Source organism: Pseudomonas vranovensis DSM 16006 (assembly GCF_000425805.1).
Lineage (GTDB): Bacteria > Pseudomonadota > Gammaproteobacteria > Pseudomonadales > Pseudomonadaceae > Aquipseudomonas > Aquipseudomonas vranovensis.
Genome location: NZ_KE384455.1, coordinates 299,067 through 325,087 on the forward strand (window position 1 = coordinate 299,067; position 26,021 = coordinate 325,087).

The 26,021-nt window shown below is 60.2% G+C and carries 22 protein-coding genes; 17 read left to right on the forward strand and 5 right to left on the reverse strand.

The annotated features are described in order from the left end of the window. Positions 1 to 136 precede the first annotated feature (136 nt). Positions 137 to 1,378 (reverse strand): glutamine synthetase family protein, encoded by a 1,242-nt coding sequence (locus H621_RS0122440; RefSeq protein ID WP_209420961.1) that lies wholly within the window; start codon positions 1,376 to 1,378, stop codon positions 137 to 139. Between the two features lie 245 nt (positions 1,379 to 1,623). After that, positions 1,624 to 2,109, reverse strand: a complete 486-nt coding sequence (gene bkdR / locus H621_RS0122445) for a Bkd operon transcriptional regulator BkdR (RefSeq protein ID WP_028945524.1) — start codon at positions 2,107 to 2,109, stop codon at positions 1,624 to 1,626. A gap of 202 nt (positions 2,110 to 2,311) precedes the next feature. On the opposite strand from bkdR, the gene H621_RS0122450 reads away from it, so the two are divergent. The 7 genes from H621_RS0122450 to H621_RS0122480 all read left to right on the forward strand — a co-directional run bounded on the left by H621_RS0122450 (position 2,312) and on the right by H621_RS0122480 (position 13,408). Next, positions 2,312 to 3,544, forward strand: coding sequence for a 3-methyl-2-oxobutanoate dehydrogenase (2-methylpropanoyl-transferring) subunit alpha (locus H621_RS0122450; protein ID WP_028945525.1), 1,233 nt, complete (start codon positions 2,312 to 2,314; stop codon positions 3,542 to 3,544). 1 nt (position 3,545) lies between these two features. Next, positions 3,546 to 4,604 (forward strand): alpha-ketoacid dehydrogenase subunit beta, encoded by a 1,059-nt coding sequence (locus tag H621_RS0122455; protein WP_028945526.1) that lies wholly within the window; start codon positions 3,546 to 3,548, stop codon positions 4,602 to 4,604. After that, positions 4,605 to 5,894, forward strand: coding sequence for a dihydrolipoamide acetyltransferase family protein (locus H621_RS0122460; RefSeq protein WP_028945527.1), 1,290 nt, complete (start codon positions 4,605 to 4,607; stop codon positions 5,892 to 5,894). A gap of 2 nt (positions 5,895 to 5,896) precedes the next feature. After that, positions 5,897 to 7,282 carry a dihydrolipoyl dehydrogenase gene (lpdA, locus tag H621_RS0122465; protein ID WP_028945528.1) on the forward strand — a complete coding sequence of 462 codons (1,386 nt, stop codon included), beginning with the start codon at positions 5,897 to 5,899 and terminating at the stop codon, positions 7,280 to 7,282. Positions 7,283 to 7,619: 337 nt separating this feature from the next. Further along, a complete protein-coding gene (locus H621_RS27475; RefSeq protein ID WP_167332136.1) occupies positions 7,620 to 8,762 on the forward strand; it encodes an efflux RND transporter periplasmic adaptor subunit in 1,143 nt (380 codons plus the stop codon). Positions 8,763 to 8,768: 6 nt separating this feature from the next. Beyond that, positions 8,769 to 11,843 carry an efflux RND transporter permease subunit gene (locus H621_RS27480; RefSeq protein WP_051270689.1) on the forward strand — a complete coding sequence of 1,025 codons (3,075 nt, stop codon included), beginning with the start codon at positions 8,769 to 8,771 and terminating at the stop codon, positions 11,841 to 11,843. A 38-nt stretch (positions 11,844 to 11,881) separates the two neighbouring features. Beyond that, positions 11,882 to 13,408, forward strand: a complete 1,527-nt coding sequence (locus tag H621_RS0122480) for an efflux transporter outer membrane subunit (protein ID WP_036990300.1) — start codon at positions 11,882 to 11,884, stop codon at positions 13,406 to 13,408. A gap of 1 nt (position 13,409) precedes the next feature. Here H621_RS0122480 and H621_RS0122485 read toward each other — a convergent pair whose 3' ends face one another. Beyond that, on the reverse strand, positions 13,410 to 14,327 hold the full coding sequence (locus H621_RS0122485) for a LysR substrate-binding domain-containing protein (protein WP_028945530.1): 918 nt from the start codon (positions 14,325 to 14,327) through the stop codon (positions 13,410 to 13,412). Positions 14,328 to 14,459: 132 nt separating this feature from the next. On the opposite strand from H621_RS0122485, the gene H621_RS0122490 reads away from it, so the two are divergent. Further along, positions 14,460 to 15,095, forward strand: coding sequence for a glutathione S-transferase family protein (locus H621_RS0122490; RefSeq protein WP_028945531.1), 636 nt, complete (start codon positions 14,460 to 14,462; stop codon positions 15,093 to 15,095). A gap of 25 nt (positions 15,096 to 15,120) precedes the next feature. Continuing rightward, positions 15,121 to 16,167 carry an LLM class oxidoreductase gene (locus H621_RS0122495; RefSeq protein WP_051270691.1) on the forward strand — a complete coding sequence of 349 codons (1,047 nt, stop codon included), beginning with the start codon at positions 15,121 to 15,123 and terminating at the stop codon, positions 16,165 to 16,167. Positions 16,168 to 16,217: 50 nt separating this feature from the next. Here H621_RS0122495 and H621_RS0122500 read toward each other — a convergent pair whose 3' ends face one another. Continuing rightward, a complete protein-coding gene (locus H621_RS0122500) occupies positions 16,218 to 17,225 on the reverse strand; it encodes a diguanylate cyclase (protein ID WP_028945533.1) in 1,008 nt (335 codons plus the stop codon). A gap of 423 nt (positions 17,226 to 17,648) precedes the next feature. Between H621_RS0122500 and H621_RS0122505 the strand changes: the two genes are divergently transcribed. From H621_RS0122505 to H621_RS28595, 8 genes are all read left to right on the forward strand, one after another. After that, positions 17,649 to 19,019: a tyrosine-type recombinase/integrase gene (locus H621_RS0122505; RefSeq protein WP_028945534.1), complete on the forward strand. Its 1,371-nt coding sequence runs from the start codon at positions 17,649 to 17,651 to the stop codon at positions 19,017 to 19,019. Then, positions 19,019 to 19,645 (forward strand): hypothetical protein, encoded by a 627-nt coding sequence (locus H621_RS0122510; protein ID WP_156905650.1) that lies wholly within the window; start codon positions 19,019 to 19,021, stop codon positions 19,643 to 19,645. Before H621_RS0122505 ends, H621_RS0122510 begins: the two co-directional genes overlap by 1 nt. Positions 19,646 to 19,809: 164 nt before the next feature. Beyond that, on the forward strand, positions 19,810 to 20,007 hold the full coding sequence (locus tag H621_RS28290) for a helix-turn-helix domain-containing protein (RefSeq protein WP_084168027.1): 198 nt from the start codon (positions 19,810 to 19,812) through the stop codon (positions 20,005 to 20,007). A 351-nt stretch (positions 20,008 to 20,358) separates the two neighbouring features. Beyond that, positions 20,359 to 20,829, forward strand: coding sequence for a hypothetical protein (locus H621_RS0122520; protein WP_028945537.1), 471 nt, complete (start codon positions 20,359 to 20,361; stop codon positions 20,827 to 20,829). 451 nt (positions 20,830 to 21,280) lie between these two features. Further along, positions 21,281 to 21,841: a site-specific integrase gene (locus tag H621_RS0122525; RefSeq protein ID WP_028945538.1), complete on the forward strand. Its 561-nt coding sequence runs from the start codon at positions 21,281 to 21,283 to the stop codon at positions 21,839 to 21,841. Between the two features lie 246 nt (positions 21,842 to 22,087). Further along, the gene (locus H621_RS27485; RefSeq protein ID WP_051270693.1) at positions 22,088 to 23,338 is read left to right on the forward strand and encodes a tyrosine-type recombinase/integrase; all 1,251 of its coding nucleotides are present in this window, start codon (positions 22,088 to 22,090) and stop codon (positions 23,336 to 23,338) included. A gap of 473 nt (positions 23,339 to 23,811) precedes the next feature. Further along, positions 23,812 to 24,132: a hypothetical protein gene (locus H621_RS0122535; protein ID WP_028945539.1), complete on the forward strand. Its 321-nt coding sequence runs from the start codon at positions 23,812 to 23,814 to the stop codon at positions 24,130 to 24,132. 469 nt (positions 24,133 to 24,601) lie between these two features. Then, positions 24,602 to 25,711: a competence protein CoiA family protein gene (locus H621_RS28595; RefSeq protein WP_156905651.1), complete on the forward strand. Its 1,110-nt coding sequence runs from the start codon at positions 24,602 to 24,604 to the stop codon at positions 25,709 to 25,711. A gap of 15 nt (positions 25,712 to 25,726) precedes the next feature. Here H621_RS28595 and H621_RS0122545 read toward each other — a convergent pair. Beyond that, on the reverse strand, positions 25,727 to 26,021 hold a 295-nt coding region (locus tag H621_RS0122545), incomplete at its 5' end, for an IS3 family transposase (RefSeq protein WP_028944168.1).

The window sequence follows — 26,021 nt, forward strand, 5'->3', positions numbered from 1 at the left end:
GGTGGAAAAACTGCTTGAAAGCATAAGTGAAAATACCGGCGCTGTAGGCGCCAGGGATAAAAAAAACAGGCGGTGACCTTCCGATCAGGAACGTCTACCACCTGCTTTTCGATCACAACTCAACGCACGGCGATGGCTATGCCTGCGCGGCCAGCACGCGTCGCTCCCACGGGGTGATTTCATCGAAGAAGCTGGTCAGCTCCATGGTCTTGGTGGCGATGTAGCCTTCGATGAACTCCTTGCCGAACAGTTCCCGCGCAAGCTCGCTTCGCTTCAGACGCTCGAGGGCGGCATGCAAGGTACAAGGCAGGCTCAAATGATCCGGCACCTCGAACTCGCCCTGGATCGGCGACGTCGGCTCCAACTGCTGCTCGATGCCGTGGAGGCCGGCGGCAAGGCTTGCGGCAATGGCCAGGTACGGGTTGGTGTCGGCACCGGGCAAACGGTTCTCGACCCGTCGCGCCACCGGCGAGCTGGCCGGAATGCGCAACCCGGCAGCGCGATTGTCTTCGGACCAGCAGGCATTGTTGGGCGAAGCATAGGGGTGGCACAGGCGCTGATAGGAGTTGACGTTGGGTGCGAACAACGCGGTGAAGTCGGCCATGCATGCCTGCAAGCCACCGATGAAATGATGGAAGGTCGCGGTCGGCTTGCCCTCGGCATCACTGAACACATTACGCCCACTTTCGATCTCGACCAGGCTCTGGTGAATGTGCATGGAACTGCCCGGCGTATGCGCCAGCGGCTTGGCCATGCACACCACGGTCAGGCCGTGCTTGAGCGCCACTTCCTTGAGCAGGTGTTTGAACAGCAGCGTCTGGTCGGCCAGCAGCAGCGGATCACCGTGCAGCAGGTTGATTTCGAACTGGCTGACCCCCATCTCGTGCATGAAAGTATCGCGTGGCAGGCCCAGCGCCTCCATGCAGCGGTAGACTTCATTGAAGAACGGACGCAGGCCATTGTTGGAGCTGACGCTGAAGGCCGAGTATCCCTCTTCACGGCGACCATCCTTGCCCAGTGGCGGCAGGAACGGCTGGGAAGGGTCGCTGTTGGGTGCGAACACGAAGAACTCGAGCTCGGTGGCCACCACCGGCGCCAGGCCACGGGCGGCATAGCGGGCGATCACTGCCTTGAGCAGCCCACGAGAAGACAGGCCAGAACTTTCACCGCTCAGCTCGACGGCATCGCAGATGGCCAGCGCGCGGGGTTCGTCACTCCAGGGCAGGCGGTGGATCTGCTGGGTATCGGCCACCAGGGCCAGGTCACCATCATCACTGCCGTAGAAGCGTGCCGGTGGATAACCGCCCATGATGCATTGCAACAGCACGCCACGGGCCATCTGCAAACGGCGGCCTTCGAGAAACCCTTCAGCGGTCATTACCTTGCCGCGCGGCACACCGTTGAGGTCCGGCGTGACGCACTCGATCTCATCAATGCCCGTCAATCGCTCCGCGAGAGAACGCTGGCCACTGGTCGTCATGACACTATCCTTTTTGTTTTCGCATGCCGGGAACGGCGACAGCTACAACATAGGCGCGGGGCGTTCGAAATTTCAAGCAGCGCCGATGAATATGATCGTAATTTTCTACAGCCCTGCTGGGAGCACACAAGCCCTGTGGCTGTTCACAGCGGCAAGGTCAGGCCGTTGGCCGGCAACGGCAATGCCGTCTTGTAGCGCACTTGCTTGAGGGCAAAGCTGGAACGGATGTTGGCCACCCCCGGCAAGCGCGTCAGGTAATCGAGAAACCGCTCCAGCGCCTGGATGCTCGGCAGCAACACACGCAGCAAGTAGTCAGGGTCGCCGGTCATCAAGTAGCACTCCATGACCTCCGGGCGCTCGGCAATTTCTTCTTCAAATCGATGCAGGGATTGCTCCACCTGCTTTTCGAGGCTGACATGGATGAACACATTGACGTCCAGCCCCAGCACCTCCGGCGCCAGCAAGGTCACCTGCTGGCGGATCACCCCCATCTCCTCCATGGCCTTGACCCGATTGAAACAAGGTGTGGGCGACAGGTTTACCGAGCGCGCCAGCTCTGCGTTGGTGATCCGGGCGTTTTCCTGGAGGCTGTTGAGAATGCCGATATCCGTACGATCCAGTTTGCGCATGAGAGAATTTCACCTGTTTTTTGTCTTTGTAAGGAATGTTTATCCTCAAGCCAGAACAAAGGCAACGAACTTGAGAGAAATATTCTTCAGGCGCCCGAATATCATGTAGGACAAGGCTGACTCCCTAGTCACAAGCCAGGGATTCAGCAGCGACCGCTTCAAAGCTCAACAAAAACACAAGACAGAGCGAGCGTAAAAAAGCATGAACGAGTACGCCCCCCTGCGTCTGCATGTGCCCGAGCCCACCGGCCGGCCAGGCTGCCAGACTGATTTTTCCTACCTGCGTCTGAACGATGCCGGTAAGGTCCGTAAACCTCCCGTCGATGTAGAAGCTGCCGATACCGCTGATATCGCCTACAGCCTGATCCGGGTGCTGGACGAAAAAGGCAATGCCCTGGGCCCATGGGCCGAGGACATCAGCCCCGAGATCCTGCGCCAGGGCATGCGCACCATGCTCAAGACCCGGCTGTTCGACAGCCGCATGGTGGTGGCCCAGCGGCAGAAGAAGATGTCCTTCTATATGCAGAGCCTGGGTGAAGAAGCCATCGGCAGCGGCCAGGCCATAGCCCTGAACCGCACCGACATGTGTTTCCCCACCTACCGCCAGCAAAGCATCCTGATGGCCCGCGATGTATCGCTGGTCGAGATGATCTGCCAGTTACTGTCCAACGAGCGCGATCCGCTCAAGGGCCGCCAGCTGCCGATCATGTACTCGGTGCGCGAAGCCGGTTTCTTCACCATCAGCGGCAACCTGGCGACCCAGTTCGTCCAGGCCGTTGGCTGGGCCATGGCTTCGGCCATCAAGGGCGACACCAAAATTGCCTCGGCCTGGATCGGCGATGGCGCCACTGCCGAGTCCGACTTCCACACCGCCCTGACTTTCGCCCACGTGTACCGCGCGCCGGTGATCCTCAACGTGGTCAACAACCAATGGGCGATCTCCACCTTCCAGGCCATTGCCGGAGGCGAGTCGACCACTTTCGCCGGTCGTGGCGTGGGGTGCGGTATCGCCTCGCTGCGGGTCGACGGCAACGACTTCATCGCCGTCTACGCCGCCTCGCGCTGGGCCGCCGAACGCGCTCGTCGCGGCCTGGGCCCGAGCCTTATCGAGTGGGTCACCTACCGTGCCGGCCCGCACTCGACGTCGGACGATCCGTCCAAGTACCGCCCTGCCGACGACTGGAGCCACTTCCCCCTGGGCGACCCGATCGCCCGCCTCAAACAGCACCTGATCGCCATCGGTCATTGGTCCGAAGAAGAGCACCAGGCGGTCACCGCCGAGCTCGAGGCCGAGATCATCAAGGCGCAGAAAGAAGCCGAGCAGTACGGCACCCTGGCCGGTGGCCAGATGCCGAGCCCGGCCTCCATGTTCGAGGACGTCTACAAGGAGATGCCGGAGCACCTGCGCCGGCAGCGCCAGGAACTGGGGATCTGACATGAACGATCACAACACTTCAATACAGTTGGACACCGCCATGGCGACTACCACCATGACCATGATCCAGGCCCTGCGCTCGGCCATGGACATCATGCTTGAGCGCGATGACAACGTGGTCGTCTACGGCCAGGATGTGGGCTATTTCGGCGGCGTGTTCCGCTGCACCGAAGGCCTGCAGACCAAGTACGGCAAGTCGCGCGTGTTCGACGCGCCGATCTCCGAAAGCGGCATCGTCGGCACCGCCGTGGGCATGGGTGCCTACGGCCTGCGTCCGGTGGTCGAGATCCAGTTCGCCGACTACTTCTACCCGGCCTCCGACCAGATCGTTTCCGAGATGGCCCGCCTGCGCTATCGCTCGGCCGGCGAGTTCGTGGCCCCGCTGACCCTGCGCATGCCATGCGGCGGCGGCATCTACGGCGGCCAGACCCACAGCCAGAGCCCGGAGGCGATGTTCACCCAGGTGTGCGGGCTGCGCACCGTGATGCCATCGAACCCCTACGACGCCAAAGGCCTGCTGATCGCCTCGATCGAAAACGACGACCCGGTGATCTTCCTGGAGCCCAAGCGCCTGTACAACGGCCCGTTCGACGGCCACCACGACCGCCCGGTAACGCCGTGGTCGAAACACCCGGCCAGCGCCGTACCCGACGGCTACTACACCGTGCCGCTGGACAAGGCCGCCATCACCCGCCCGGGCAATGACGTGACCGTGCTGACCTACGGCACCACCGTATACGTGTCCCAGGTCGCCGCCGAAGAGACCGGCGTCGATGCCGAAGTCATCGACCTGCGCAGCCTGTGGCCACTGGACCTGGAAACCATCGTCAACTCGGTGAAAAAGACCGGTCGTTGCGTAGTGGTTCACGAAGCCACCCGTACCTGCGGTTTTGGCGCCGAGCTGATCTCGCTGGTCCAGGAACACTGCTTCCATCACCTCGAAGCGCCGATCGAGCGCGTAACCGGCTGGGATACCCCCTACCCGCACGCGCAGGAATGGGCGTACTTCCCCGGCCCCTCGCGAGTGGGCGCGGCATTGAAACGGGTCATGGAGGTCTGAATGGGCACGCACGTCATCAAGATGCCGGATATCGGTGAAGGCATCGCACAAGTTGAACTGGTGGAGTGGTTCGTCAAAGTCGGCGATACCGTCACTGAAGACCAGGTCGTGGCTGACGTCATGACCGACAAGGCCACCGTGGAAATCCCTTCGCCAGTCAGCGGCAAGGTGCTGGCCCTGGGTGGCCAGCCCGGCGAAGTCATGGCCGTGGGCAGCGAACTGATCCGCATCGAAGTCGAAGGCTCCGGCAACCACAGCGAGCCCTCCACCCCGCCCCCCACTCCAACGCCTGTGGGAGCGGCGGTGCAACGTCTCGACTTGCCCCGCGAAGAAGCGCCCGCCAAACCCGCCCCTGCAGCGGCAGCGGCACCCGCCCTCACCAACCACCAACCCGCCACCATCGTCCCGCGCGATGCCGGCGAGCGCCCCCTGGCCTCCCCGGCCGTGCGCAAGCGCGCCCTGGATGCAGGCATCGAGTTGCGTTACGTACAGGGCAGCGGCCCGGCCGGGCGCATCCTGCATGAAGACCTGGATGCCTTCCTCACCCAGCCGACCACCCACACCCAAAGTGCCTCTGGCTACGCCAAGCGCAGCGACAGCGAGCAGATCCCGGTGATCGGCCTGCGCCGCAAGATTGCCCAGCGCATGCAGGATGCCAAGCGTCGCGTGGCGCACTTCAGCTATGTCGAAGAGATCGACGTCACCGCGCTGGAAGAGCTGCGCCTGCACCTGAACAAGAAGTGGGGTGACAGCCGCGGCAAGCTGACCCTGCTGCCGTTCCTGGTGCGCGCCATGGTTGTGGCATTGCGTGAGTTCCCGCAGATCAACGCTACCTACGACGACGAAGCCCAGGTCATCACCCGCCACGGCGCGGTGCATGTCGGCATTGCCACCCAGGGCGACAACGGCCTGATGGTGCCGGTGGTGCGTCACGCCGAGGCCGGTAGCCTGTGGAGCAACGCAAGCGAAATCGTGCGCCTGGCCAATGCCGCCCGCAGCAACAAGGCCAGCCGTGAAGAACTGACGGGCTCGACCATTACCCTGACCAGCCTCGGTGCCCTGGGCGGCATCGTCTCGACGCCGGTAGTCAACACGCCGGAGGTCGCTATTGTCGGGGTCAACCGCATGGTCGAACGGCCGATGGTGATCAACGGCCAGATCGTGATCCGCAAGATGATGAACCTGTCCTCGTCCTTTGATCATCGCGTGGTCGATGGCATGGATGCGGCGCTCTTCATCCAGGCCATCCGCGGCCTGCTCGAACAACCCGCCAGCCTGTTTGTGGAGTGACCATGCAGCAGACTCAAAACACTACCCTGCTGATCATCGGTGGCGGCCCTGGCGGTTATGTCGCAGCCATCCGTGCCGGTCAACTGGGCATCCCGACCGTACTGGTCGAGGGTCAGGCCCTGGGTGGCACCTGCCTGAACATCGGCTGCATTCCGTCCAAGGCACTGATTCATGTGGCCGAGCAGTTTCATCAAACTCGCCATCACAGCCAGCAGTCGAGCCTGGGCATCAAAGTGTCGCCACCGAGCCTGGACATCGGCCAGAGCGTGGCCTGGAAAGACGGCATCGTCGATCGCCTGACCAGCGGCGTCGCCGCCTTGCTGAAAAAGCATGGGGTCAAGGTGATCCACGGCTGGGCGAAAATTCTCGACGGCAAGAACGTCGAAGTCGATGGCCAGCGCATCCAGTGCGAGCATCTGTTGCTGGCTACCGGCTCCAGCAGTGTCGAGCTGCCGATGTTGCCCCTGGGTGGCGCGATCATCTCGTCCACCGAAGCCCTGGCGCCCAAGGCACTGCCCAAGCACCTGACAGTGGTCGGGGGTGGTTACATCGGCCTTGAGCTGGGCATCGCCTACCGCAAGCTCGGCGTCGAGGTCAGCGTGGTCGAGGCCCGCGAGCGGATCCTGCCAACCTACGACAGCGAACTGACGGCACCGGTGGCCGAGTCGATCAAGAAGCTCGGCATCACGCTCTACCTCAAGCACAGCGTTGAAGGGTTCGATGCCGACAAGCAGCACCTGCAGGTACGCGACCCGGCCGGTGAACTGCTACAACTGGACACCGACCAGGTGCTGGTGGCGGTGGGTCGCAAGCCACGCATCCAGGGCTTCAACCTGGAATGTCTGGACCTGAAGATGAACGGCGCGGCGGTGGCCATCGACGAGCGCTGCCAGACCAGCATGCGCAACGTCTGGGCCATCGGCGACCTGAGCGGTGAACCGATGCTCGCCCACCGGGCCATGGCCCAGGGCGAAATGGTCGCCGAGATCATTGCCGGCAAGACCCGCCGCTTCGAGCCCAGCGCCATTGCCGCCGTGTGCTTCACCGATCCGGAGCTGGTGGTGGTCGGCAAGACGCCGGAGAACGCCGAGCAGGATGGCCTGGACTGCATCGTTGCGCAGTTCCCGTTCGCCGCCAACGGCCGGGCCATGACACTGGAATCCAAAAGCGGTTTCGTGCGGGTGGTCGCCCGTCGCGACAATCACCTGATCCTGGGGTGGCAAGCCGTCGGCGTAGGCGTCTCGGAGCTGTCCACGGCATTTGCCCAGTCACTGGAAATGGGCGCACGCCTTGAGGATGTGGCCGGCACCATCCATGCCCACCCGACCCTCGGCGAGGCGGTGCAGGAAGCCGCATTGCGAGCACTGGGCCACGCCCTGCACCTGTAAAAAAGACACTGAAGCGGCTGAGGCCGATTTGACCCGCTGCACGCTTGTGCAGCGGGTATTTTTTTGGCTGAGCTCCGCGCAATCAACAGGCGCTGCATCGACGGCCCACATAGTTTAGAAAAGCTAACTTCTAGCTCCAGTTATTATCGTTTCTCCTCAAGCAGAAAGCTAAATACCATCCAGGCCACACAGCCTGTTTGACTTTAGTAATTCTCACCTTTCTGCCGGGGATAATCATGCCTGCAACCTGCGCTGCACACGCACGCCCTCAACACCTGCACACCTTGCGCTCGATTCAGCCTCTCTCATGGCACAAGCCTGCGGCGCGGGGCCAATCATGAATCACACGCTCTCCAAGCCACTGACCCTGACGACCCTCGCCCTGCTCTGCTCGATTGGCGGGCTTTACCTTTACGACAGCCACCGCAAGCAAGCCGCCACCCAGGCCGCACTGGCGATCGGCGAAGCAGGTCCTGTCCCCGTGCAGGTAGCTGCAGTTCGCAGCGAGGTGCTGCCCACCACACTCAATGCCATCGGCACAGTGGTTGCCGATCAGCAGGTGCTGGTCGCCGCCGAGGTAGCCGGGCGCATCACCCATATTCACTTCACCAGTGGCCAGACCATCGCCGCCGGCACACCGCTGGTGCAACTGAACGACGGCCCGCTGCGCAGCGACCTGGAGCGTCGCCGTATTGCACTGCGCCTCGCCGGAACGCACCTTGAACGCGCCCGGCGCCTGCACGGCCAGACCCTGTCCAGCGCCGAATACGAGCAGCACATTGCAGCCCATGACGAAGCCCGGGCACTGGTTGAACAATCGCAAGAAGAGATATCCCTGCGCCTGGTACGCGCGCCATTTGCCGGCGAGCTTGGCCTGCGGCGAATCAACCTGGGGCAGTACGTGGAAGCCGGCACGCCGATTGCCACACTGACCGACAATCGTGTCCTGCACATCGACTTCACCGTGCCCGAACGGCATCGTGCAGCGCTCAAGACAGGCCTGCACGTCCAGATCAAGAGCAACGATGAAAGCGACACCACGCTCCGTGGCCAGGTCTCTGCGATCGACCCGCAGGTGGACAAGGAAAACCACGCCATACGTGTGCGCGCCACCCTGCGCAATGACGCGCAAAACGCGTTGTGGCCGGGAAAATTTGCCCACGTGGCGCTTGAGCTCAGCCCCGGCCCCGCCGTTACCACCATCCCCACCGTGGCGTTGGAAACTTCGTTATCTGGCGAGCGTGTCTATGCCCTGCGCGAAACCGACGGCGCCCTGCGCGCGCACCTCATTCCCGTACGCACAGGCGCCCACTCCGACATCCGCACACAAGTGCTGGGCGACTCGCTCGAAGAAGGAGACCTGGTAGTGGTCGCCGGCCAGATCAACTTGCAGGACGGCGCACTGGTTGCACCACACCCACCTGAGGCTCTCACGCCTGGAGCCGAGGTTGTCGGGTCCCCTACCGGCCAAAAGGAATAGACCGACATGGCTTTCACCGACCTGTTCATTCGCCGACCTGTGCTGACGCTGGCGTTTGCCCTGCTGATCATTCTGGTGGGCATTCGCGCACTGATGGATTTGCCCTTGCGCCAGTATCCGAAGATCGAAAGCGCCGTGATCACCGTGACCACCGAATACCCCGGCGCACCAGCCGAACTGATGCAGGGCTTTGTGACCACCACGCTGGCTCAAGCGGTCGCCACCACCCAAGGTGTGGAATATCTGAGCTCATCCTCTGAACAGGGATTGAGCACAATCACCGCCTACCTGCACCTGAACGCCAACTCCGATGCAGCCCTGACCGAAGTACTGGCCAAGGTCAACGAGGTGCGATATCTGCTTCCGGAGGAAGCCTACGACCCTGTGGTGGTACGCCAGGCACCCGGAGCGATCGGTGTCATTTATGCCGGTTTCAGCCCTGGCGAAGGCGAACCCCTGACGGGCATCACCGACTACCTGATGCGTGTGGCCCGCCCCATGTTGACCACGGTCGAAGGCGTAGCCGCCGTCAACGTTCTGGGCGGGCAGAATCTGTCGATGCGCATCTGGCTCGACCCGCTGCGCATGGCTGCCCACGGCATTACCACCGCCGACGTCGACCGGGCCATCGAGCAGAACAACTACCAGGCCGCGCCCGGCCAGATCAAAGGCGCCCTGGTGGTTGCCAATGTGCGCATCGACACCCACCTCGATAGCGTCGAAGGCTTCAAGCGGCTGGTGGTGAAGAAGGGCGAGAACCTGGTTCGACTAGACGATATCGCCACTGTCGAGATCGGCACACAAAGCCGTGACCAGATCACCGGCATGAACGGCGAAGCAGCGGTCTACCTTGAGGTCATGGCCACGCCAGGGGGCAACCCACTGACCATCTCACGCCAGGCCAGGCAGGTGCTCGACACGCTGAACCTGCCCGCCGGGGTGAAAATGGCGATCCCTTACGATGTCACGGTGTTCATTGATGCGGCGATCGACAACGTGCTGGTCAAGTTCGTGATCGCCGGCCTTGAGGTCGTACTGGTGATCTTCCTGTTCCTGGGCTCCATGCGCGCAGTCGCCGTACCTGTGCTGAGCATACCCCTGTCGCTGCTGGGCGCCGCCGCCATCATGCTGGCCCTGGGGTTCAGCCTCAACTTGCTCACGCTACTGGCCATGGTCCTGGCGATTGGCCTGGTGGTCGACGACGCGATTGTCGTGGTGGAGAACGTTCACAGGCGCATGGAAGAAGGTGAGTCCTCTTTCGAGGCGGCCAGGAACGGCGCTCGAGAAATCGCCGGCCCCGTCCTGACCATGGCAGCCACCCTGATCGCCGTGTATGCGCCACTGGGGTTGATCGGCGGCCTGACCGGCGCCCTATTCAGTGAATTCGCCTTTACCCTGGCGGCTGCCGTCGCGGTTTCGGCCGTCGTCGCCCTCACCGTCTCGCCGACGGTGGCCGCCAGAATGTTGCATCACGATTCGCCCGGCCGCTTTGCCCGCGCAGTCGAATCCACCACCAACCGGATGGTGAACGCCTACGACCGCGCGCTGGGGAAGGTACTCAAGGACGTTCGCCTGGCACTGGTGATTGGACTGGGCGCCATGGCGAGCCTGCCCGTGCTGTTCAATGGCCTGCAATCGGAGCTGGCGCCCGCCGAAGACCAGGGCGAGATCGTCGTCGACATGAAGGCGCCACAAGCAAGCAACCTGGAGTTTCTGGAGCAACAGGCCAAACGCGTCGAAGCGACGCTACTGTCGATTCCCGAAACCGGCACCGTCTACATGGTGGCAGGCACCGGCGCCTCGCTGAACAAGGGTTGGGCAGGCGTCATGCTCAAACCTTGGGAGGAGCGCGAGCGCTCGGCAGAGCACATCATGGCCGAGCTGCAGACCAGACTGGCCTCCGTGGAAGGCATCGCAGGGTCCGCCTTCCTGCCTGCCCCGTTACCCGGCTCGGTGGGCGGCTTTCCTGTGCAACTGGTGGTGACTTCCGCCTCAGAGCACGAACAGGTCTATGAAAACATGGAGAAGCTCAAGGCTGCCGCTCGCGACAGCGGACTGTTTGCTTTCATTGATTCCGACCTGACCTTTACCAATCCAACCGTACTGGTTCGCATCGACCGCTCCAAAGCCCACGACCTGGGCCTGGACATGAAGGAAATCGGTGACACCTTTGCTCGCCTGGTGGGCGAATCCTACGTCAACCGCTTTGGCGCCCAGGGTCGCTCCTACGACGTCATTCCACAGGCCCCGCGAGACCAGCGCCTGACGCCGGCGCTTCTCGAGAGCTACTACATCCGTACGGCAAGCGGCGGACAAGTGCCGCTCTCCACGGTGATCAGCCTGGAGCGCGGCGTCGAGGCCAACGCACTGACGCAGTTCAACCAGCTCAATAGCGCCACCCTGGTAGCGATCCCGGCTCCCGACGTCACCCTGGGCCAAGCCATTCTCTTCCTGCAGCAAGAAGCGGCAAAGCTGCCAGCAGACTACCAACATGATTTTCTTGGCGAATCACGCCAGTTCCTGCAGGAACAAGGCGGTTTTGCCATCACCTTTGCATTTGCGCTGGCGTTCATTTTCCTGGTGCTGGCGGCCCAGTTTGAAAGCGTTCGCGACCCTTTGCTGATCCTCACCACGGTACCGCTGGCGGCATGCGGCGCGTTGACCGCCATGTTCTTCGGCCTGGCCACGCTGAATATCTACACCCAGATCGGCCTGGTGACGCTGATTGGCCTGATTGCCAAACACGGGATTCTGATTGTGGAGTTCGCCAATGCCGCGCAACGCAACCAACACCTGGACAGGGTGCAAGCGGTGAGGGCCGCCGCTCGCACCCGTATCCGGCCCATTCTCATGACCACTGCCGCCATGATTGGCGGGCTGCTCCCCTTGTTGTTCGCAAGCGGCGCCGGCGCCGGTAGCCAGCGCTCGATCGCCGTAGTGCTGGTAGCCGGCTTGATGGTCGGCACGCTGTTCACGCTGTTCGTGCTGCCTGCGGTATACGCCCGCTTTGGCCGCCAATTGGCGAATCATCAACCCGAACCGTCCAAACAACCGTTGCACGTGGCGCCTGACCACACCTGAGCGCCGCGCTCAGGAATGCTCAGCGAAAAGGATATCCAATGAGAAGCCTTGAAAAGACCTCCCCCTTCACCGGCAGCAGGTTGCCGCAAACCCTGGGCCTGCCCTTCGCCCTGGCATTGCTGGGTGGCTGCTCGCTCACACCCGAGTATGCCGCTCCGGGCGAACCACAATACTGGGTCTTCAAAGAGGCGCCGAAAGGCTCCCAAGACCAGACCGGCGCCTGGAAACAGGCCCAGCCCGCTGAAGAGCAACTGCGCGGCCAGTGGTGGCGGGTGTTTGACGATCCGCGCCTCGACGCACTTGAAGAGCAAGCGGCACTGGCCAACCCGGGACTGCACGCAGCCGCGGCGCGCCTCAAGCAGGCACGGGCACTGCAACGCGACGCGCAAGCAGACCGCATGCCCCGCGTGGACGCCGCATTCGGCCCGTCGCGTCAACGCGAATCCCCCGCCTCCCTGGGCCTGCCCGACAGCGCACCGGCCAACACTTTTACGCTCTGGCGCGCAGAACTAGGGGTCAGTTATGAGGTTGATCTGGCAGGCCGGATCGACGCACAAGTGCAAGCAGCCACTGCCGAGCTCGAGAAAAGTGGTGCGCTGTATCGGACGGTGTTGCTGGCCTTGCAGGCCGACGTTGCAGAACACTACTTCCTGATACGCGAGTTGGACACACACTTGTACGTCTACCGGCGCACCCTGGCGCTGCGCGATGACACCTATCGCCTGATCAAACATCGTCACGACAACGGCGATGCCGGCGAGCTCGACCTGGTGCGCGCACACAGCGAACTTGAAGCTGCTCGCGCCGAAGCGCTGGGGGTGGAACGCAATCGCGCCCTGGCAGAGCATGCCCTGGCAATCCTGCTTGGGGTCCCCCCGGCGACGTTCAGCCTCGCACCCCAATTGCTGGTTGCCACAGACATCGCAATACCGCCTGGCCTGCCGTCCTCCCTGCTCGAACGCCGCCCCGACATTGCTGCGGCGGAACGGGCCATGGCTGCGGCCAATGCGCGGATCGGCATTGCCAAAGCTGCGTTCTTTCCAAAACTTGCGCTCACCGCCTCTGGCGGCTTCGAGTCCAGCGAACTGGGCAATGTGTTCGAGTGGTCGAGCCGCACCTTTCTCCTCGGTCCGCTGGCAGGTGCCGCCATGACTCTGCCCCTGTTCGACGGCGGACGTCGCCAGGCCAGCGTGAACTACTCACGCGCAGCATACGAAGCGGATGTGGCCGAGTATCGAGAAACAGTGCTCAAGGCGTTCGGAGAGGTTGAAGACAATCTTGCACTTTTGCGCATCATGACCGAACAGAGCCGCGCCCAGCAGATCGCCCTGGCCGCCTCGGAGCGCGCGGCGCAACTGTCGCACCTGCAGTATCGCGAAGGCTCACATACCCAGCTCGATACCATCGACGCGGACCGCACGATGCTCAGTCAGCAGTTGGCAACGGCGCGCCTCAATGGCGACAAGGCGCGCTCGACGGTGCGCCTGATCCGGGCATTGGGTGGCGGCTGGGACGACGCTCTGCAACAGCAGCAGCGCATCGTCAGCACCCATAGGGAGGAATGAATCAAGCCTCGCCCTGCAACGCTGGCAGCTGCACAGGGCTGCCAGCCTCGGCCCGGATCCAATCGATAAATGCCTGCACCTCGGGGCGCTGCATAGCCTCGGGACGGCTGACCACGTAATAGGCAAAGCGCGATGGCCAGGGCTTGTCCAGGGCCACGACCAACTTGCCCGAGTCGATGTCTTCCTGAACATGGGTATCCTGGACCAGGGCGATGCCCTGCCCGGCTGCTGCCGCCCGCAACAGCAAAAGGTCTTCTTCAAAACTCATCCCGCGCCGTCCTTCATCACCCACCTGCACGCCATGGGCTTGCAGCCAGAGCCCCCAGTCGGCGCGGTCACCATCCTGCAACAACGGGTAGTGCAGGCAATCGGCCGGCTCCAGAATCGTCGGCCCCTGGGCCAGCAACCCGGGGCTTGCGACCGGCAGTAACACCGGCGCCATCAGCCGGATAGATTCCAGCCCGGGATAATGGCCCAAGCCATGACGCAGGGCCACGTCAATTCTGTCGCGCTTGAAGTCGACCAACTTGGCCGACGCCTCTACCCGCACCTCGATCTGCGGATGCAGCTCGCTGAACCGACCGATTCTCGGCACCAGCCAAGCCGAGGCAAACGAAGGCACCGTGCTGATGGTGAGGGTCTTTTCGACCGCCAGGCTTTCCAGCGTCGAGAGTGACTTCTCAATCTGATCAAAGCCGCGCAACAGTCCGGGGTGAACGCGTGCGCCCGCTTCGGTGAGATGAACCCCATGGCGGCCGCGCACAAACAGCGCAACACCGATACGATCTTCGAGCAGTCGGATCTGCTGACTGACAGCCCCCGGCGTAACGCCGAGACTCTCAGCCGCCGCCTTCAGGCTGCCAAGGCGCCCGGTTTCGGTAAAGGCACGCAGTGCAAGCAACGGCAGAACCGCTCCCATGTGGTCATCCTCTATTTAGAAATTCTAATGCCTCAATGGAGAATTCATCGTTTCTCAATCAAGCCCAGCCTATCTAGGATAGCAATCAAGGCATTGCCTAGAAAGCAGCAGACCTAAGGTAGAAAACGATAAATGAAAGCCCCTGAATTGATCCTCTATACCGACAGCTCCCCCAATGGATTCAAGATCACCATCGCACTTGAAGAACTCGGCTTGCCGTACACCCTCAAGCATGTGCAGATTGACCGGGGCGAACATCGCCAGGCGGGGTTTCTGACCCTCAATCCCTATGGACGCATTCCAGTGCTGGTTGACGAAGGTGCCGGCATCACGCTGTTCGAGTCGGCAGCCATTCTGATGTACCTGGCTGAAAAAGCCGGCCGCCTGCTGCCCGGCGACAGCGCATCGCGTTGGTCGGCCATCACCTGGCTGATGTTTCATGCCTCGAGCATGGGCCCCCTGCTCGGTCAGCGCGTGCACTACGAGCTGTTCGAAACCCCGGCCATCGACACGGTCACCAAGCGCTTTCGCCGCCTGACCGAGGTCGCCTTCGCCACCCTGGACACGCGTCTTGAGCACAACGAGTGGCTGGCCGGCAGCGAATACAGCATCGCCGATATCGCCACCTTCGGCTGGATGCACATCGTGCGCATCGTCGCGTTCGACTTCAGCCATTACCGCCACCTGAGCGACTGGTACGAGCGCGTCAACCAGCGTCCTGCCGTGCAACGCGGCATTCGCCTGCCCCAGCCTGCAACGGGTCCCTGACAAATTCACCTGGAGGAGAACCGGCATGAACGACACCACGACACGCATCGCCCCCGTTCGCACACAGGGCGCGAGCGCACCCTGCTTTGCCAGTCATCCAGGCTACAACCGGATGTTCGCGCAAGACCAACTGACGCTAGGGATTTTTTTACCGCTGCGTTTCTATGAGGGCGACATGAGTGTTCTGGTCGGGCAGGCAGATCTGGTCGGCGAAATCGATCGGCTCGGCTTTGCGGCGACCTGGGTTCGGGACGTTCCCCTGTTCGATCCGTACTTTGGCGATGCTGGCCAGGTCTTCGACCCCTTTACCTACCTGGCCTACCTCGCCGCCAGGACCCGGCGAGTCGCCCTGGCAACCGGCAGCGCCATCTTCTCGCTGCGCCATCCGATCGACCTGGCCAAAGCGGCTTCCACCATCGATCAACTGTCGGGCGGACGCCTGGTCATGGGCATTGCCTCCGGCGACCGACCGGTGGAATTTCCGGCGTATGGCCTGGAGCACAGCGAACGCGGTGAACGCTTCGCCGCAGCGGTGGACTATTTCCGTCGACTGCTGCAAGGCACTGATAGCAGCATCGACTCATCCCTCGGGCACCTGAGCGGCGCGCAGTTGCTGCCCCGACCGGCCACCGGCAGCATTCCGTTGCTGGTCACCGGCTCGTCGCGCCAGTCGATGCAATGGCTGGGGGAGCAGGCCGATGGCTGGCTGACCTACCCGCATGCAACGCACACTGCCGCGGGCCCACGACAACTTGCAGAGAAAATCCGCGCCTGGCGCAGCCATATCCCCGACCTCGGTTTTCGCCCCCACGTCACCAACGAATGGATTGACCTGGACGACAACCCGGACTGCCCTCGTACCCCGCTACGCGGTGGCTATGTACTCAAGACCGGCCGCAAGGGCCTGATCGAACTGCTCGGCGAATGGCGTGATGCCGGGGTGAACCATGGGGCACTGGGCATCCACATGGCGCAACGACCGGCAGGGGAAATCATTCAGGAGCTGGGCGAAGAGGTCCTGCCTTTGTTTCCCTCCCACGAAGGACCGCAGCCTCTGGCGCAACACTGGTAATAGCGACTCGGCACTTTCTCCCCCCACTGCGCGCATCGCGGTGGGCTTTTTTATTCACATACCCTGTCTTTGCCAGCCGCCTTGGCCCGGTACAAAGCCCGGTCGGCCCGGTTCAGCATTTGCGCCTGGTCTTCGTCATCCTGGCGCTGGACCACACCATAGCTCATAGTCAATTGACGCTCACCGATACGCGGAGCCTGCGCCAATGCCTGGCGGATCGCCTGCGCCAGCATGTGAGCATCGTCGATGGAGGCGTCGACCATCACCACCACAAACTCATCGCCACCCCAACGGGCCAGCAGATCCTTGGCACGCAGGCAGTTTCGAACCCGCTCCACCAGATCGACCAGGGCGCGGTCGCCACACGCATGACCGTACTGGTCATTGATCGGCTTGAAGTCGTCCACATCCATCGCGACCAGCGCCAACGGCTGACGAAAACGCCCCGCACGGCCACAAGCCTGCTGCAGCGTTTTTTCCAACAGGTAGCGATTGGCGACCAGGGTCAAGGCATCACGCTCGGCAAGATCACGATTTTCATCCAACTGGCGTTGCAACTGCTGATTGACCCAGGACAGTTCCCGCGTGCGATCAGCCACCATCGTTTCCAGTGAGTGGTTCTGTTGTTCCAGATGCGCCACCAGGCGCTTGCCGGCATCGATATCGCGATGCGCACCGAGCATCCGCGCCACCGAACCGTCAGGATTGCGTTCGATGATATGCCCACTGTCCTCGATCCACAGGTAACTGCCGTCGGCACATCGGCAGCGGTATTCCACCCGGTATTGTTCGGCACGCTGCGTGATGTAAGCCTCGAAGTGAGCCATTACCCGCGAGTAATCATCCGGATGGATGACGCTCTCCCAGGTGAACACCGAATTGTCCAGAGAATGACTGGCGTAGCCGAGCATCTTGTACCAGCCCGGGTTGCGATAGACGTAGCCGGTGTTGGCATTCCAATCCCAGATACCATCGCTGATGAGGTCCAGCAGAGTTTGCAGTTGCTCACGCTCGAACGCGATTGACGGAACCTTCGGTGCTGCCGGCTCTTGACTCATGGACTCTCCCCCTTGTCCCGGACGACGTCGTCCCTGCCTTGCCATAAACACGTAGATTCTAGAACGTACGTAGCCATTGGCCAGCGGAACCCGGGGCAGGTCGCGAAACCCGCTTCCAGCGCAAGATACCGAGGCAAGGCATGACCTTCGCAGGGCAGCGAAAAGTCTCGAATTCGTCGACAGGAAAAGGCGCGTGCGGCTGCGTGGCCAAGCGTTGAATGGTGTCCCAGGGCAGGTTCGAACTGCCAACCTTCCCCTTAGGAGTTTGAAGGCCTGCACATTATTAGGCCTTAACACCACCCTACCATCCTATACAATTCGAGGCCTTCAGCGTAATCTCACCTTAACCGGCCAGCACTAAAATTAACCATATTTGCTAGCCCGTGCTAGCCCAGCGCTAGCCCGATATAAACAGGTGAGCCGATGCAGCCAGCAACCGAACGATTCAAGTTCACAAAAACCGATTTGCTAAAACTGGAGCTCCCCCCGCAGGGAAAGCGCAAGACTGTCTATGACAGCCAGTGCCAGAAACTCGCTCTGCGAACAACGGCGGCTGGTGCTAAAACCTTCTATGTCGTGAAACGTACCGGGGCGGCGATGACCTGGCTAAAGCTCGGCTCCTTTCCAGAAATGACAGTCGAGCAGGCTAGAAACGAGGCGGCTAAAGTCTTGGGCGAGTTCGCCAGCGGTGCCAATCCAGCAGAGGCTCGTAGAGCCATCCGCGAGCAGATGACCTTTGGTGACATATTCGCGAGCTATCTGATCGATAAGAAAAAGCGTGACGGAACCACGCTCACCGCCAAGACCAGAACCAACTACTCAGATGTACTGCGACTGTACCTGGACAAGATAACCGGCAAGAAACTGGCCGAGATTAGTCGGGACGACCTGAAAGCCATCCATGCCAAGGCATCCAAAAAAAGCCATGCTCAAGCTGATAGGGCCGTTCGCATTGTCTCTGCTGTTTTCAATTTCGCTGGCGACCTAGGGCTATTCGACGGGATAAACCCGGCGGCACGCATCCAGAAAAACCCGGCAGTCGAGCGCGACCGATTTGTTCAGCGTGTCGAGCTGCCACACCTATTCGACGCTATTGCCACATCTGCCATCGGTGACTTCTTCCTGCTGTCGCTACTGACTGGTGCGAGACGCTCAAACGTTCAGGAAATGGCATGGCATGACATAGACCAAGAGGCTGGCATTTGGCGCATCGGCATGACCAAGAATGGTACTCCTCAGAATGTCACTCTTTCCCCCGAGGCATTAGCAACACTGAAAGCCCGCAAGCAAGCAGCTAACGGCTCGCCCTTTGTATTCCCAGGAACCGGCAAGACCGGACATCTAGTCGAGCCGAAAACCTCATGGGCGACCATCCTGAACCGCGCGACAACCTGCCGACTGCTTGAAGTTCTTGATGAGATGGGGCAGTTAACTGACGCGAATCGCCAACAGGCCGTCGATCTATTGGCCCATGCCCCCGCACATGCACTTGAGCATTGCCGCTCTATTGCAGAAGCACTCAAGATCAGCCCGCTAGCCTATGACATGACCGACATTCGCATTCATGACCTGCGCCGCACACTTGGAAGCTGGCAGGCCAAGACTGGCGCGTCATTGGTGATCATCGGCAAGAGTCTGAACCACAAAACCACACAATCAACCCGCATCTATGCGCGACTGGATGACGACCCGGTGCGGCAGTCGGTGAACACCGCCACGTCAGCAATGATGGCGGCGGGTGGCCAGAAAAAATCAGCCGAAGTGCTGAATCTGCGCCCGAGAGGTACTCGCTGATGGCCGGAAAAGGCAATGGCCGCATGGATATCGAATGCCAGAAGCTGTCCATCGGCGGTGTTGACTACCCCGAACGCATACCGGCGATGGGCATTATTAACCTGCTAGCCGGAACTACAGACCGCAGCTCACCAAACTGGCAGGAATGGGCAGAATTGGTTTGGCGCAAGGTGGCACCTGGGCAACGCTGGAACGGTGATGCCCCCAACCAGGCCGACTATGAAGCTCAGCTGGTTAGCCTGCTGATCACCTTCACTGATCAAGCTAGAGCGGCGCAGCTGCTTAAAGATGCGGGAGAAACATCAGACACCCTAAGCGAACAGGTTAAGCACTGGCTTGGTGATTACTTGGACAAGCCAAGTAAATTCCGCCAGCACCCCAAGCGCCGAAAAGATCTGCTGCGCCAACTTATCAAGCGACTCAAGTCTGCCGACCCAATCCTAGATACTGATTCCATGCCTGGCACTCGCGCTAATCTGCTGGAGTTATGCCAGAAACGACATCCGGACGCGTTTCATATATCCCCAGAAACCTTCAAAGCTGATCTGCGTGGGATCTGTTCCTTTCCTGCTGCTGGCGCTAGGTCGAGCGATTATTACCAAAACGCACAGTCGCTACTGTCGTGATTTGCTCCGCTTTGCCGCCCTGCAAACCGCGGCACTACAGGCTGCTACTGTCGCGACGCAAGTCACGACAGTTAAGCCCCTTACTCTATCGAGGCTGTTGCATAAATTAACCATCCATACCGCAAAGCAACGAGCTTTGTGGGTAGTTAATGGAGCGTTAAACGATGAAAACAGCCAGCCCAATGCTTGACGAAGTTCAAGCCGCCAAGCACCTCAACGTTAGCCCCGGAACGCTGTCCGTATGGCGCAGCACTGGCCGCTATCAACTCCCCTTCCTAAAAGTGGGCCGCAAAGTTCGCTATCGCCTTTCCGATCTTGATGCATGGTTGGAATCGCGCACTCGCAAAACCACCAGCGCATAAAAAGCCGGACGTGGACGCGTCCGGCTGTGCCAATCACTCCCGCCAAGTAGTGGTAAGCATGCTGATTGTCGCGCTTTGTCTGGCCTTCGACAATGATCGAGGGCAAATCCTTATGGAATTCAAAGCAGCTATGCAGGCTCAACAGGGAGAGCTTGATGGGGAGCCTGTGCCTGATGGCAAGCCTCATCCATTCCATGCAAACGGCGACCGGCCAGGTCAAGACAGCGGGTGGTATCTGCTCTTTCCAGACGGCGACGGCTGCTGGGGCTCGCCTCGCCCTCACGGTTCAGGTGTTTGGCATGCATCAAGCCTAGGTACTCCCCCACGCTCCGTCGCTGGTAAGGAGTAAGCATGGCGAAAAGTCGCCTCAAGTCGAAGGGGAGAAAGGAGTCCGGCAGATTCATCTTGCTCCCCCTTAACGTGCTGAACAGTGAGGATTTCAAGGCACTCTCAGGCATTGCTGTGAAGGTCTTGCTGAACCTGCTCAAACAGTACAACGGCAGTAACAATGGCGACCTGTCAGCCACATTTACTCAGGCTAAAGAGTGGGGATTGAACAGCCGTACAACGCTCGCCAAAACCCTCAGAGAGTTGCAGGAAAGCAATCTGATCATCTGCACACGAGAGGGCCGATTCATCAAGCCTGGCGGCTGCTGCTCCCTATACGCAATCTCTTGGAAACCCATCGACGAATGTGGCGGAAAGCTGGAGGTCTCGCACACCATCACTCCGCCAAGAAAGTTCAGCTTAGAAAGAACAAAAAACCCAGTCCAGAAAGTGGACGCACGGCGTCCAGAAAGTGGACTCATGGCCTGCTGCTGAGCCGTGGAAAACACCTCCTCCGATCCAGAAAGTGGACGCATGGAGGCTGTTCACTTAGTCCACTTTCTGGACTCCTTTATAGATATACCAGGGCGTAGCCCTAGCAAGTGCTTTACCTGTTGCTTTTGCTTAGGTCAGCAATGACCTGCTTTGGCTTTGGGCGAAAGGGGTCCCCGCTTGCGGGGTTGAGCCTGCTTTTGCTCTGTGCAGTTATCCACGGAGTGGAGGTGCGAAGCGCCGGAGGGAGGTGGGTAACTCATGCCTGGATTTGGTGCCGTTTCAGTTACTGCACGCCGTCCTGGCTGAGCGCATGACTGGAGGTCGCGCGGCGGCGTTTCGCGCCTTCAGGACACTGGCTGCCCCCGCGCGCGTTGCTTGCGGGTGAATGGGCGACTGATGGCAGTTCGCGGGCCTGGCCTTTGTGGCTGCATCGGCCTGTAGGGAGGAGGCTATGGGTATGTCATTGCGGTTGATTCGTTGTGTCGTGTCAGGGTTGCTGACCAATTTCGAGCATGACCCTCAGGCCGCGCTGCTGGCGCTGTTGACGCTAGGTTACTGCCTGCCGCCGGAGGTAGTGCTGCAAGCGCGGTGGGTGGATTTCGATCTGCGGGAACGGGTGTGGACAATTGAGTCCGGCCGCCTGCCGCTAACCGGGCCGATATTGGATCTGCTGGCGCGCTATGGGGCGGCGACAGGTGATCGTGGTGAATACATGTTCACAGCCTGCTGTGGTGGCCATCTGAGCAAGGCGCAAGCGCTGCGACGGGTGTCGCAACTGTCGGGCGGGTGGTGGACGCTGGCGACATTGCGGGCGTGGGCGCTGAAGGGTTGTCCCGATCTGGCGAGCGGCGACCTGCGGGCGGAAATCTTGCGCGAGTATGCCGGACGCGGTGCGTCAACAGCGCAGGTGGTCGGGCTGGAGCGCGAGTTGGAGACTCGACTGCGCGCCAGTGTTGAGGCCTGGCACGACGTATTGTTGATGCGGCGGTCTGTCGATGAGCTCGCTGGCTGAGCCATTTCCGGCTTGGGTCTTCGGCGGGCTGCCGGTGCCGTGACCGAAAGGCGCAGTGCTGGCTGACGCCCAACATGCGCAGCGCGGTAGCGAATCAGCGTAAACAAAACACTAGGTAGTCAGTGTGTTGCTGGTGAGCGTGTACAGGCGCTGGAAGTGCGTTGGTGTTGGTGAGTGGTGGAAAACGCGCCAGTGGAGCCACGGGGCTTTGGGCGCTGAGTAGTCAATCATGACGCGAGGTGTTCGATGGGCGAGACGACATACGTTGATTTCAGCGAAACGGCGATAAAGCGTGAGGCGCTGGATGAGGACATCCGCGAATTGCGCGACAAGCACTTTCCGGAGTTGCGTTTGCGCTTCCGCTCCGACCGGAGGTTTGCCACCTGGGATGTACTTTATGACGGCAAATGGAAGAAGGCCGCCAACTATCCGCAATGGGGTTGGAAGGTCATGCGCGACAACCTGTCTGGGGTGCTGGAGCAACGCAGCGGCGGTGCCAAGCCGGATGTAAGGGAAGGCGCCTTAATCACGGTGGACCAGTTGTTGACGTGGTTTCTGGTACGGCACTTGAGTACGGCCACGCTGTCCAGTGTCCGCAAAGCCAACTGCAAGTCGGTGATTAAGACTTGGCTACGGCCACGTGTGGGTGATGTGCTGATTGCCGATCTGAACAAGGCGTTATTGGACCGGCTGTTGATCCATCCGATGCAGGCGGTGCTGGCACCGTCGACCATTCGCCATGCCTACAGCATGTTGATTGCGGCCATTCGCGGCGCAAAGAAACTGGGCCTCTTGGCGGCCAATCCGTTGGCGGATGTGAAGTTTGCAGAGTTCGGCCTAGGCAAGATCAAGCCCAAGGATTCGCGCCTGTTTCCGCTACATCTGGGTGCGTTGGTAATGCAGTTAGTGGAGCGTTTCGCCGTCGATCCTAGAGGGAGCATGTTGGCACTGTTGATGTTGTGTTTCGGCACGCGGGTGGGTGAGACGCGGCAATTGCGCTGGTGTGATTTCCATATGGAGGCGAGGCTGCTGATCATCCCAGCGGGCAACACCAAGACGCGTACGCGCCTTGAGTTGGCGCTGTTGCCGCCAGTCGTGCGGTTGCTGGAGCGTTATCGGGCGACGGTGGGTGTTGATCCTAGTGGCTACCTGTTCCCGGGCGAGCGTGGTCGCCCGCTGACGGCGCAATCGGTGACAGGGATTTTCGCTGAGCTGAGCGGTGGGGAGTGGTCAAGCCATGATCTGCGCAAACTGGCGCGCACCTGTTGGGCGCTACTGGGAGTGGATTATGTGGTGGGTGAACTGTTGTTGAACCATGCGATGCCAGGGTTAACGCCTGTGTACATACAGACCAAATTGTCCGGTCCAATGCGTGAAGCGTTGGAGCTATGGCAAGGGCCGGGAAATGGCAAGGCCGGGACGCTGGATCTGGAGGCGCGCTTTGCGCTTGCTGATTCCTGTTTGCATAAGGAAACACTAGGGCCAGATGCTGCGTGATAGGTAGTCGCGCCACAGTAGTTGGCTGACTGTAAATCTGAATCTGTACCGAGTGGTGTTTTTGGGGTGTTTGGGTGGCGCTTGCCTTATGGTTGCTGGGCAGCGTGTAGTAGAAAATGGTTAGGCCAGAAAGGCCAACTTAGAGGGCTTATGTGAGGTGTGAGGTAAAGGGATGCGGGCCCATTGTCTCCTCCGTGCTTGTTAAGCGACGAATAACCGATACAGCGCTTTAGCCCGATGGTTACAGGCCAGCCGCCGGCTTCGAAAATATCGTCATTTATTAGGTATAGATTTCGAGAGCGGGCACTGTTGCCGACTCCGCTCAATAAACGCTAACAAAATCAATGGACTGTTCCCATAAAAAAGGACAAAACCCCAGCCAGCCATGCGCGGACTTCTGAAGAGGCGCTTTCAAATGGCTGACTAGACAACCTGAAAGAAAAGGCATCAGTAATGGTGCCGCAGGAGTGCAAATGGCAGCGCGCAAACACCCCATGAAGCAGTGGGAAAAAGCTCGCCGAAAAGCCCAGCCGATACTCAAAAAGCTGATGGCGTTCATATTCGGAGAAATCCACATGACCCACTCTCAGGTAACGGCAGCCCTGGCCGCACTAGACAAGGTAATGCCTGACTTGAAACCGGTGGAGTACCAGGGCAATCCTAACGCGCCGGTTACCCATGAGATAATCCGGGTGATTACTGAGCCTCAGAACGTTGTCAGCAGCGGTATGCCATCGGAGCGACCATTGCCGCCTATCCAGAGCCTACGATCAATTGATGGGAGAGTGACATGAGCGAGCGTCAGCGATACCAGCGGCCGGTTGTGTCTTGCTTGTGAAACTAGGAGCGATTCATTGCGGGGGGGAGGTAGAGGGCATCAGCAGTATCGCGCCCAATAGGCTGAAAAACAGTGTTCGAGTATTTTCCCCGCGCCTCTGACTGCGAAATTGCACTTCACTTGACACCCGCTTTTATTCGACCTGACCAGTCGTTTGCATCGGATTTGACCATCACGCTGCGTGGCCATGATCGGCAGGGAACGGCCAAAAGCGGTCAGTATTTTTACTTGCAAACCTGTCCGGTTGCTCTGGAATATAGGTAAATGGCTCAGTTGAATGCTTGACGGACTAAGACGCTGCTGAGCCTGGCCGTAAGTCTGTCATCCGTCTGAACAACTAGGATATTTCGTCGTTCGGACGTTGGAGAACAGGCCTCGTTTTTGAGAGGCTAGCCACGTTGATGGTGCTACCGAGAGTTAGTTGTATGCAGGGTACAAAGATTCCATTCGGTGAGCGTGGGGGCAAGTTTTTCCGGGCCTTTGAGGTCGAGAATGGCGTTGCTTGTGGCTGTATCTGCCCGGGTTGTCGCAATCCGCTGAATGCTGCGAATGGTGGCCAGAAAGTCATCCCGCATTTTCGCCACGTCCATTCTGAATATTGTGATAGCGGCTACACAGCTGGTGTGCGACGCGCGGCGGTAGCTCTAATTGCTGCACAGGGATGCCTTATTCTTCCAGCTTTCCATCGTCGGCTCAGCGATATGACTAACTCTGGGTGCACCCTGTCTCGCGAAGTAGTTTTCCCCGAAACGTCAGCTACTGCTGAAAAGGTCGAACGATTTGTAGACCTTGGTGACGTCTTAGCCCATGCGGTTCTTACTACCGGCAAACGCCAGTTGTTTGTACGGATTAAAGTCTCCGCCCGAACTGAGAGCAAGCGGTATGAGCGGCTCTCTAACATCGAAGCTTCATCAGTTGAGATTGACCTCAGCGGGCTCAGTTTGAGCCAGATCAACGATCCGACAACATTTGAACGAGCCGTTCTGTCCGATCCCACCACCAGGTCATGGATTCGATCGATTCGGGGGGAAATGCTGATCAAGCGTGCTGGCGTAGAACTCGCGGCCGAAGTTGCTCGCCGCAACGACCAATGGCAAAGGGAACAGGGTCCCCTGCGGGCGATCGAACAAGCGAAGCGAGTAGCGCAAGCAGTCAAGGTAGCCGAGCATGCCGCCGCGTTGGGAGCGCATAGGCAGACCCAGTCAAAGATTGCTGAGGCACAGCGTAATGCGGGGATCCTTACGAAAGATGAGCCGCCCGATCTCAAGCGGCGAGAGGAGTTGATCGCTAACCAGTGGCTCCGAGCAGCCCGAGAGTGGGGTGGCCAGGCCGTAGAGTGCTCCGCCTGCTGGTTACTTAGCCCGTCTGGGAATCAGTACTGTCTCTTCTGCGCTAGTGAGACAAGCACGACTGCCATTCAGGTGCCGAAGGATGTTGCGACCACCATCCGCAATCGAATGCGTAGCTCGGCAAAGCCTGATCAATCATTACAGAAAGCGCCGACCCTTCTGGTTCAACCCGAACCTTTCACTTGAATCGCCCCGGGTTTTCTAGACACTCTCCAGGCTCGCTGTGTAACGCTTTTCAAACTCTACCGGTGACAACTGATTGTTGAAACCATGACGTCGTTTTGGGTTGTAAAACATTTCGATGTAATCGAACACATCACCACGAGCATCCTGGCGTGTGGTGTAGATTTTCCGCTTGATCCGTTCCCGCTTTAACAACTGGAAAAAGCTCTCCGCTACGGCGTTGTCGTGGCAGTTGCCTCGACGACTCATGCTGGCAACCAGGTTGTTAGCCTTCAAGAAGCTTCGCCAGTCTGAGCTGCTGTACTGGCGGCCC

Bases quoted from the DNA above. Each gene is read 5' to 3' on its own strand.
- H621_RS0122525 (WP_028945538.1), top strand. From the start codon at position 21,281: ATGGGTATGTCATTGCGGTTGATTCGTTGTGTCGTGTCAGGGTTGCTG.
- H621_RS0122500 (WP_028945533.1), bottom strand. From the start codon at position 17,225: ATGAGTCAAGAGCCGGCAGCACCGAAGGTTCCGTCAATCGCGTTCGAG.
- H621_RS0122485 (WP_028945530.1), bottom strand. From the start codon at position 14,327: ATGGGAGCGGTTCTGCCGTTGCTTGCACTGCGTGCCTTTACCGAAACC.
- H621_RS0122480 (WP_036990300.1), top strand. From the start codon at position 11,882: ATGAGAAGCCTTGAAAAGACCTCCCCCTTCACCGGCAGCAGGTTGCCG.
- H621_RS0122460 (WP_028945527.1), top strand. From the start codon at position 4,605: ATGGGCACGCACGTCATCAAGATGCCGGATATCGGTGAAGGCATCGCA.
- H621_RS27485 (WP_051270693.1), top strand. From the start codon at position 22,088: ATGGGCGAGACGACATACGTTGATTTCAGCGAAACGGCGATAAAGCGT.
- lpdA (WP_028945528.1), top strand. From the start codon at position 5,897: ATGCAGCAGACTCAAAACACTACCCTGCTGATCATCGGTGGCGGCCCT.
- H621_RS28595 (WP_156905651.1), top strand. From the start codon at position 24,602: ATGCAGGGTACAAAGATTCCATTCGGTGAGCGTGGGGGCAAGTTTTTC.
- H621_RS0122520 (WP_028945537.1), top strand. From the start codon at position 20,359: ATGGCGAAAAGTCGCCTCAAGTCGAAGGGGAGAAAGGAGTCCGGCAGA.
- H621_RS28290 (WP_084168027.1), top strand. From the start codon at position 19,810: ATGAAAACAGCCAGCCCAATGCTTGACGAAGTTCAAGCCGCCAAGCAC.
- H621_RS0122440 (WP_209420961.1), bottom strand. From the start codon at position 1,378: ATGACCGCTGAAGGGTTTCTCGAAGGCCGCCGTTTGCAGATGGCCCGT.
- H621_RS27475 (WP_167332136.1), top strand. From the start codon at position 7,620: ATGAATCACACGCTCTCCAAGCCACTGACCCTGACGACCCTCGCCCTG.
- H621_RS0122495 (WP_051270691.1), top strand. From the start codon at position 15,121: ATGAACGACACCACGACACGCATCGCCCCCGTTCGCACACAGGGCGCG.
- bkdR (WP_028945524.1), bottom strand. From the start codon at position 2,109: ATGCGCAAACTGGATCGTACGGATATCGGCATTCTCAACAGCCTCCAG.
- H621_RS0122450 (WP_028945525.1), top strand. From the start codon at position 2,312: ATGAACGAGTACGCCCCCCTGCGTCTGCATGTGCCCGAGCCCACCGGC.
- H621_RS0122510 (WP_156905650.1), top strand. From the start codon at position 19,019: ATGGCCGGAAAAGGCAATGGCCGCATGGATATCGAATGCCAGAAGCTG.
- H621_RS27480 (WP_051270689.1), top strand. From the start codon at position 8,769: ATGGCTTTCACCGACCTGTTCATTCGCCGACCTGTGCTGACGCTGGCG.
- H621_RS0122535 (WP_028945539.1), top strand. From the start codon at position 23,812: ATGGCAGCGCGCAAACACCCCATGAAGCAGTGGGAAAAAGCTCGCCGA.
- H621_RS0122455 (WP_028945526.1), top strand. From the start codon at position 3,546: ATGAACGATCACAACACTTCAATACAGTTGGACACCGCCATGGCGACT.
- H621_RS0122505 (WP_028945534.1), top strand. From the start codon at position 17,649: ATGCAGCCAGCAACCGAACGATTCAAGTTCACAAAAACCGATTTGCTA.
- H621_RS0122490 (WP_028945531.1), top strand. From the start codon at position 14,460: ATGAAAGCCCCTGAATTGATCCTCTATACCGACAGCTCCCCCAATGGA.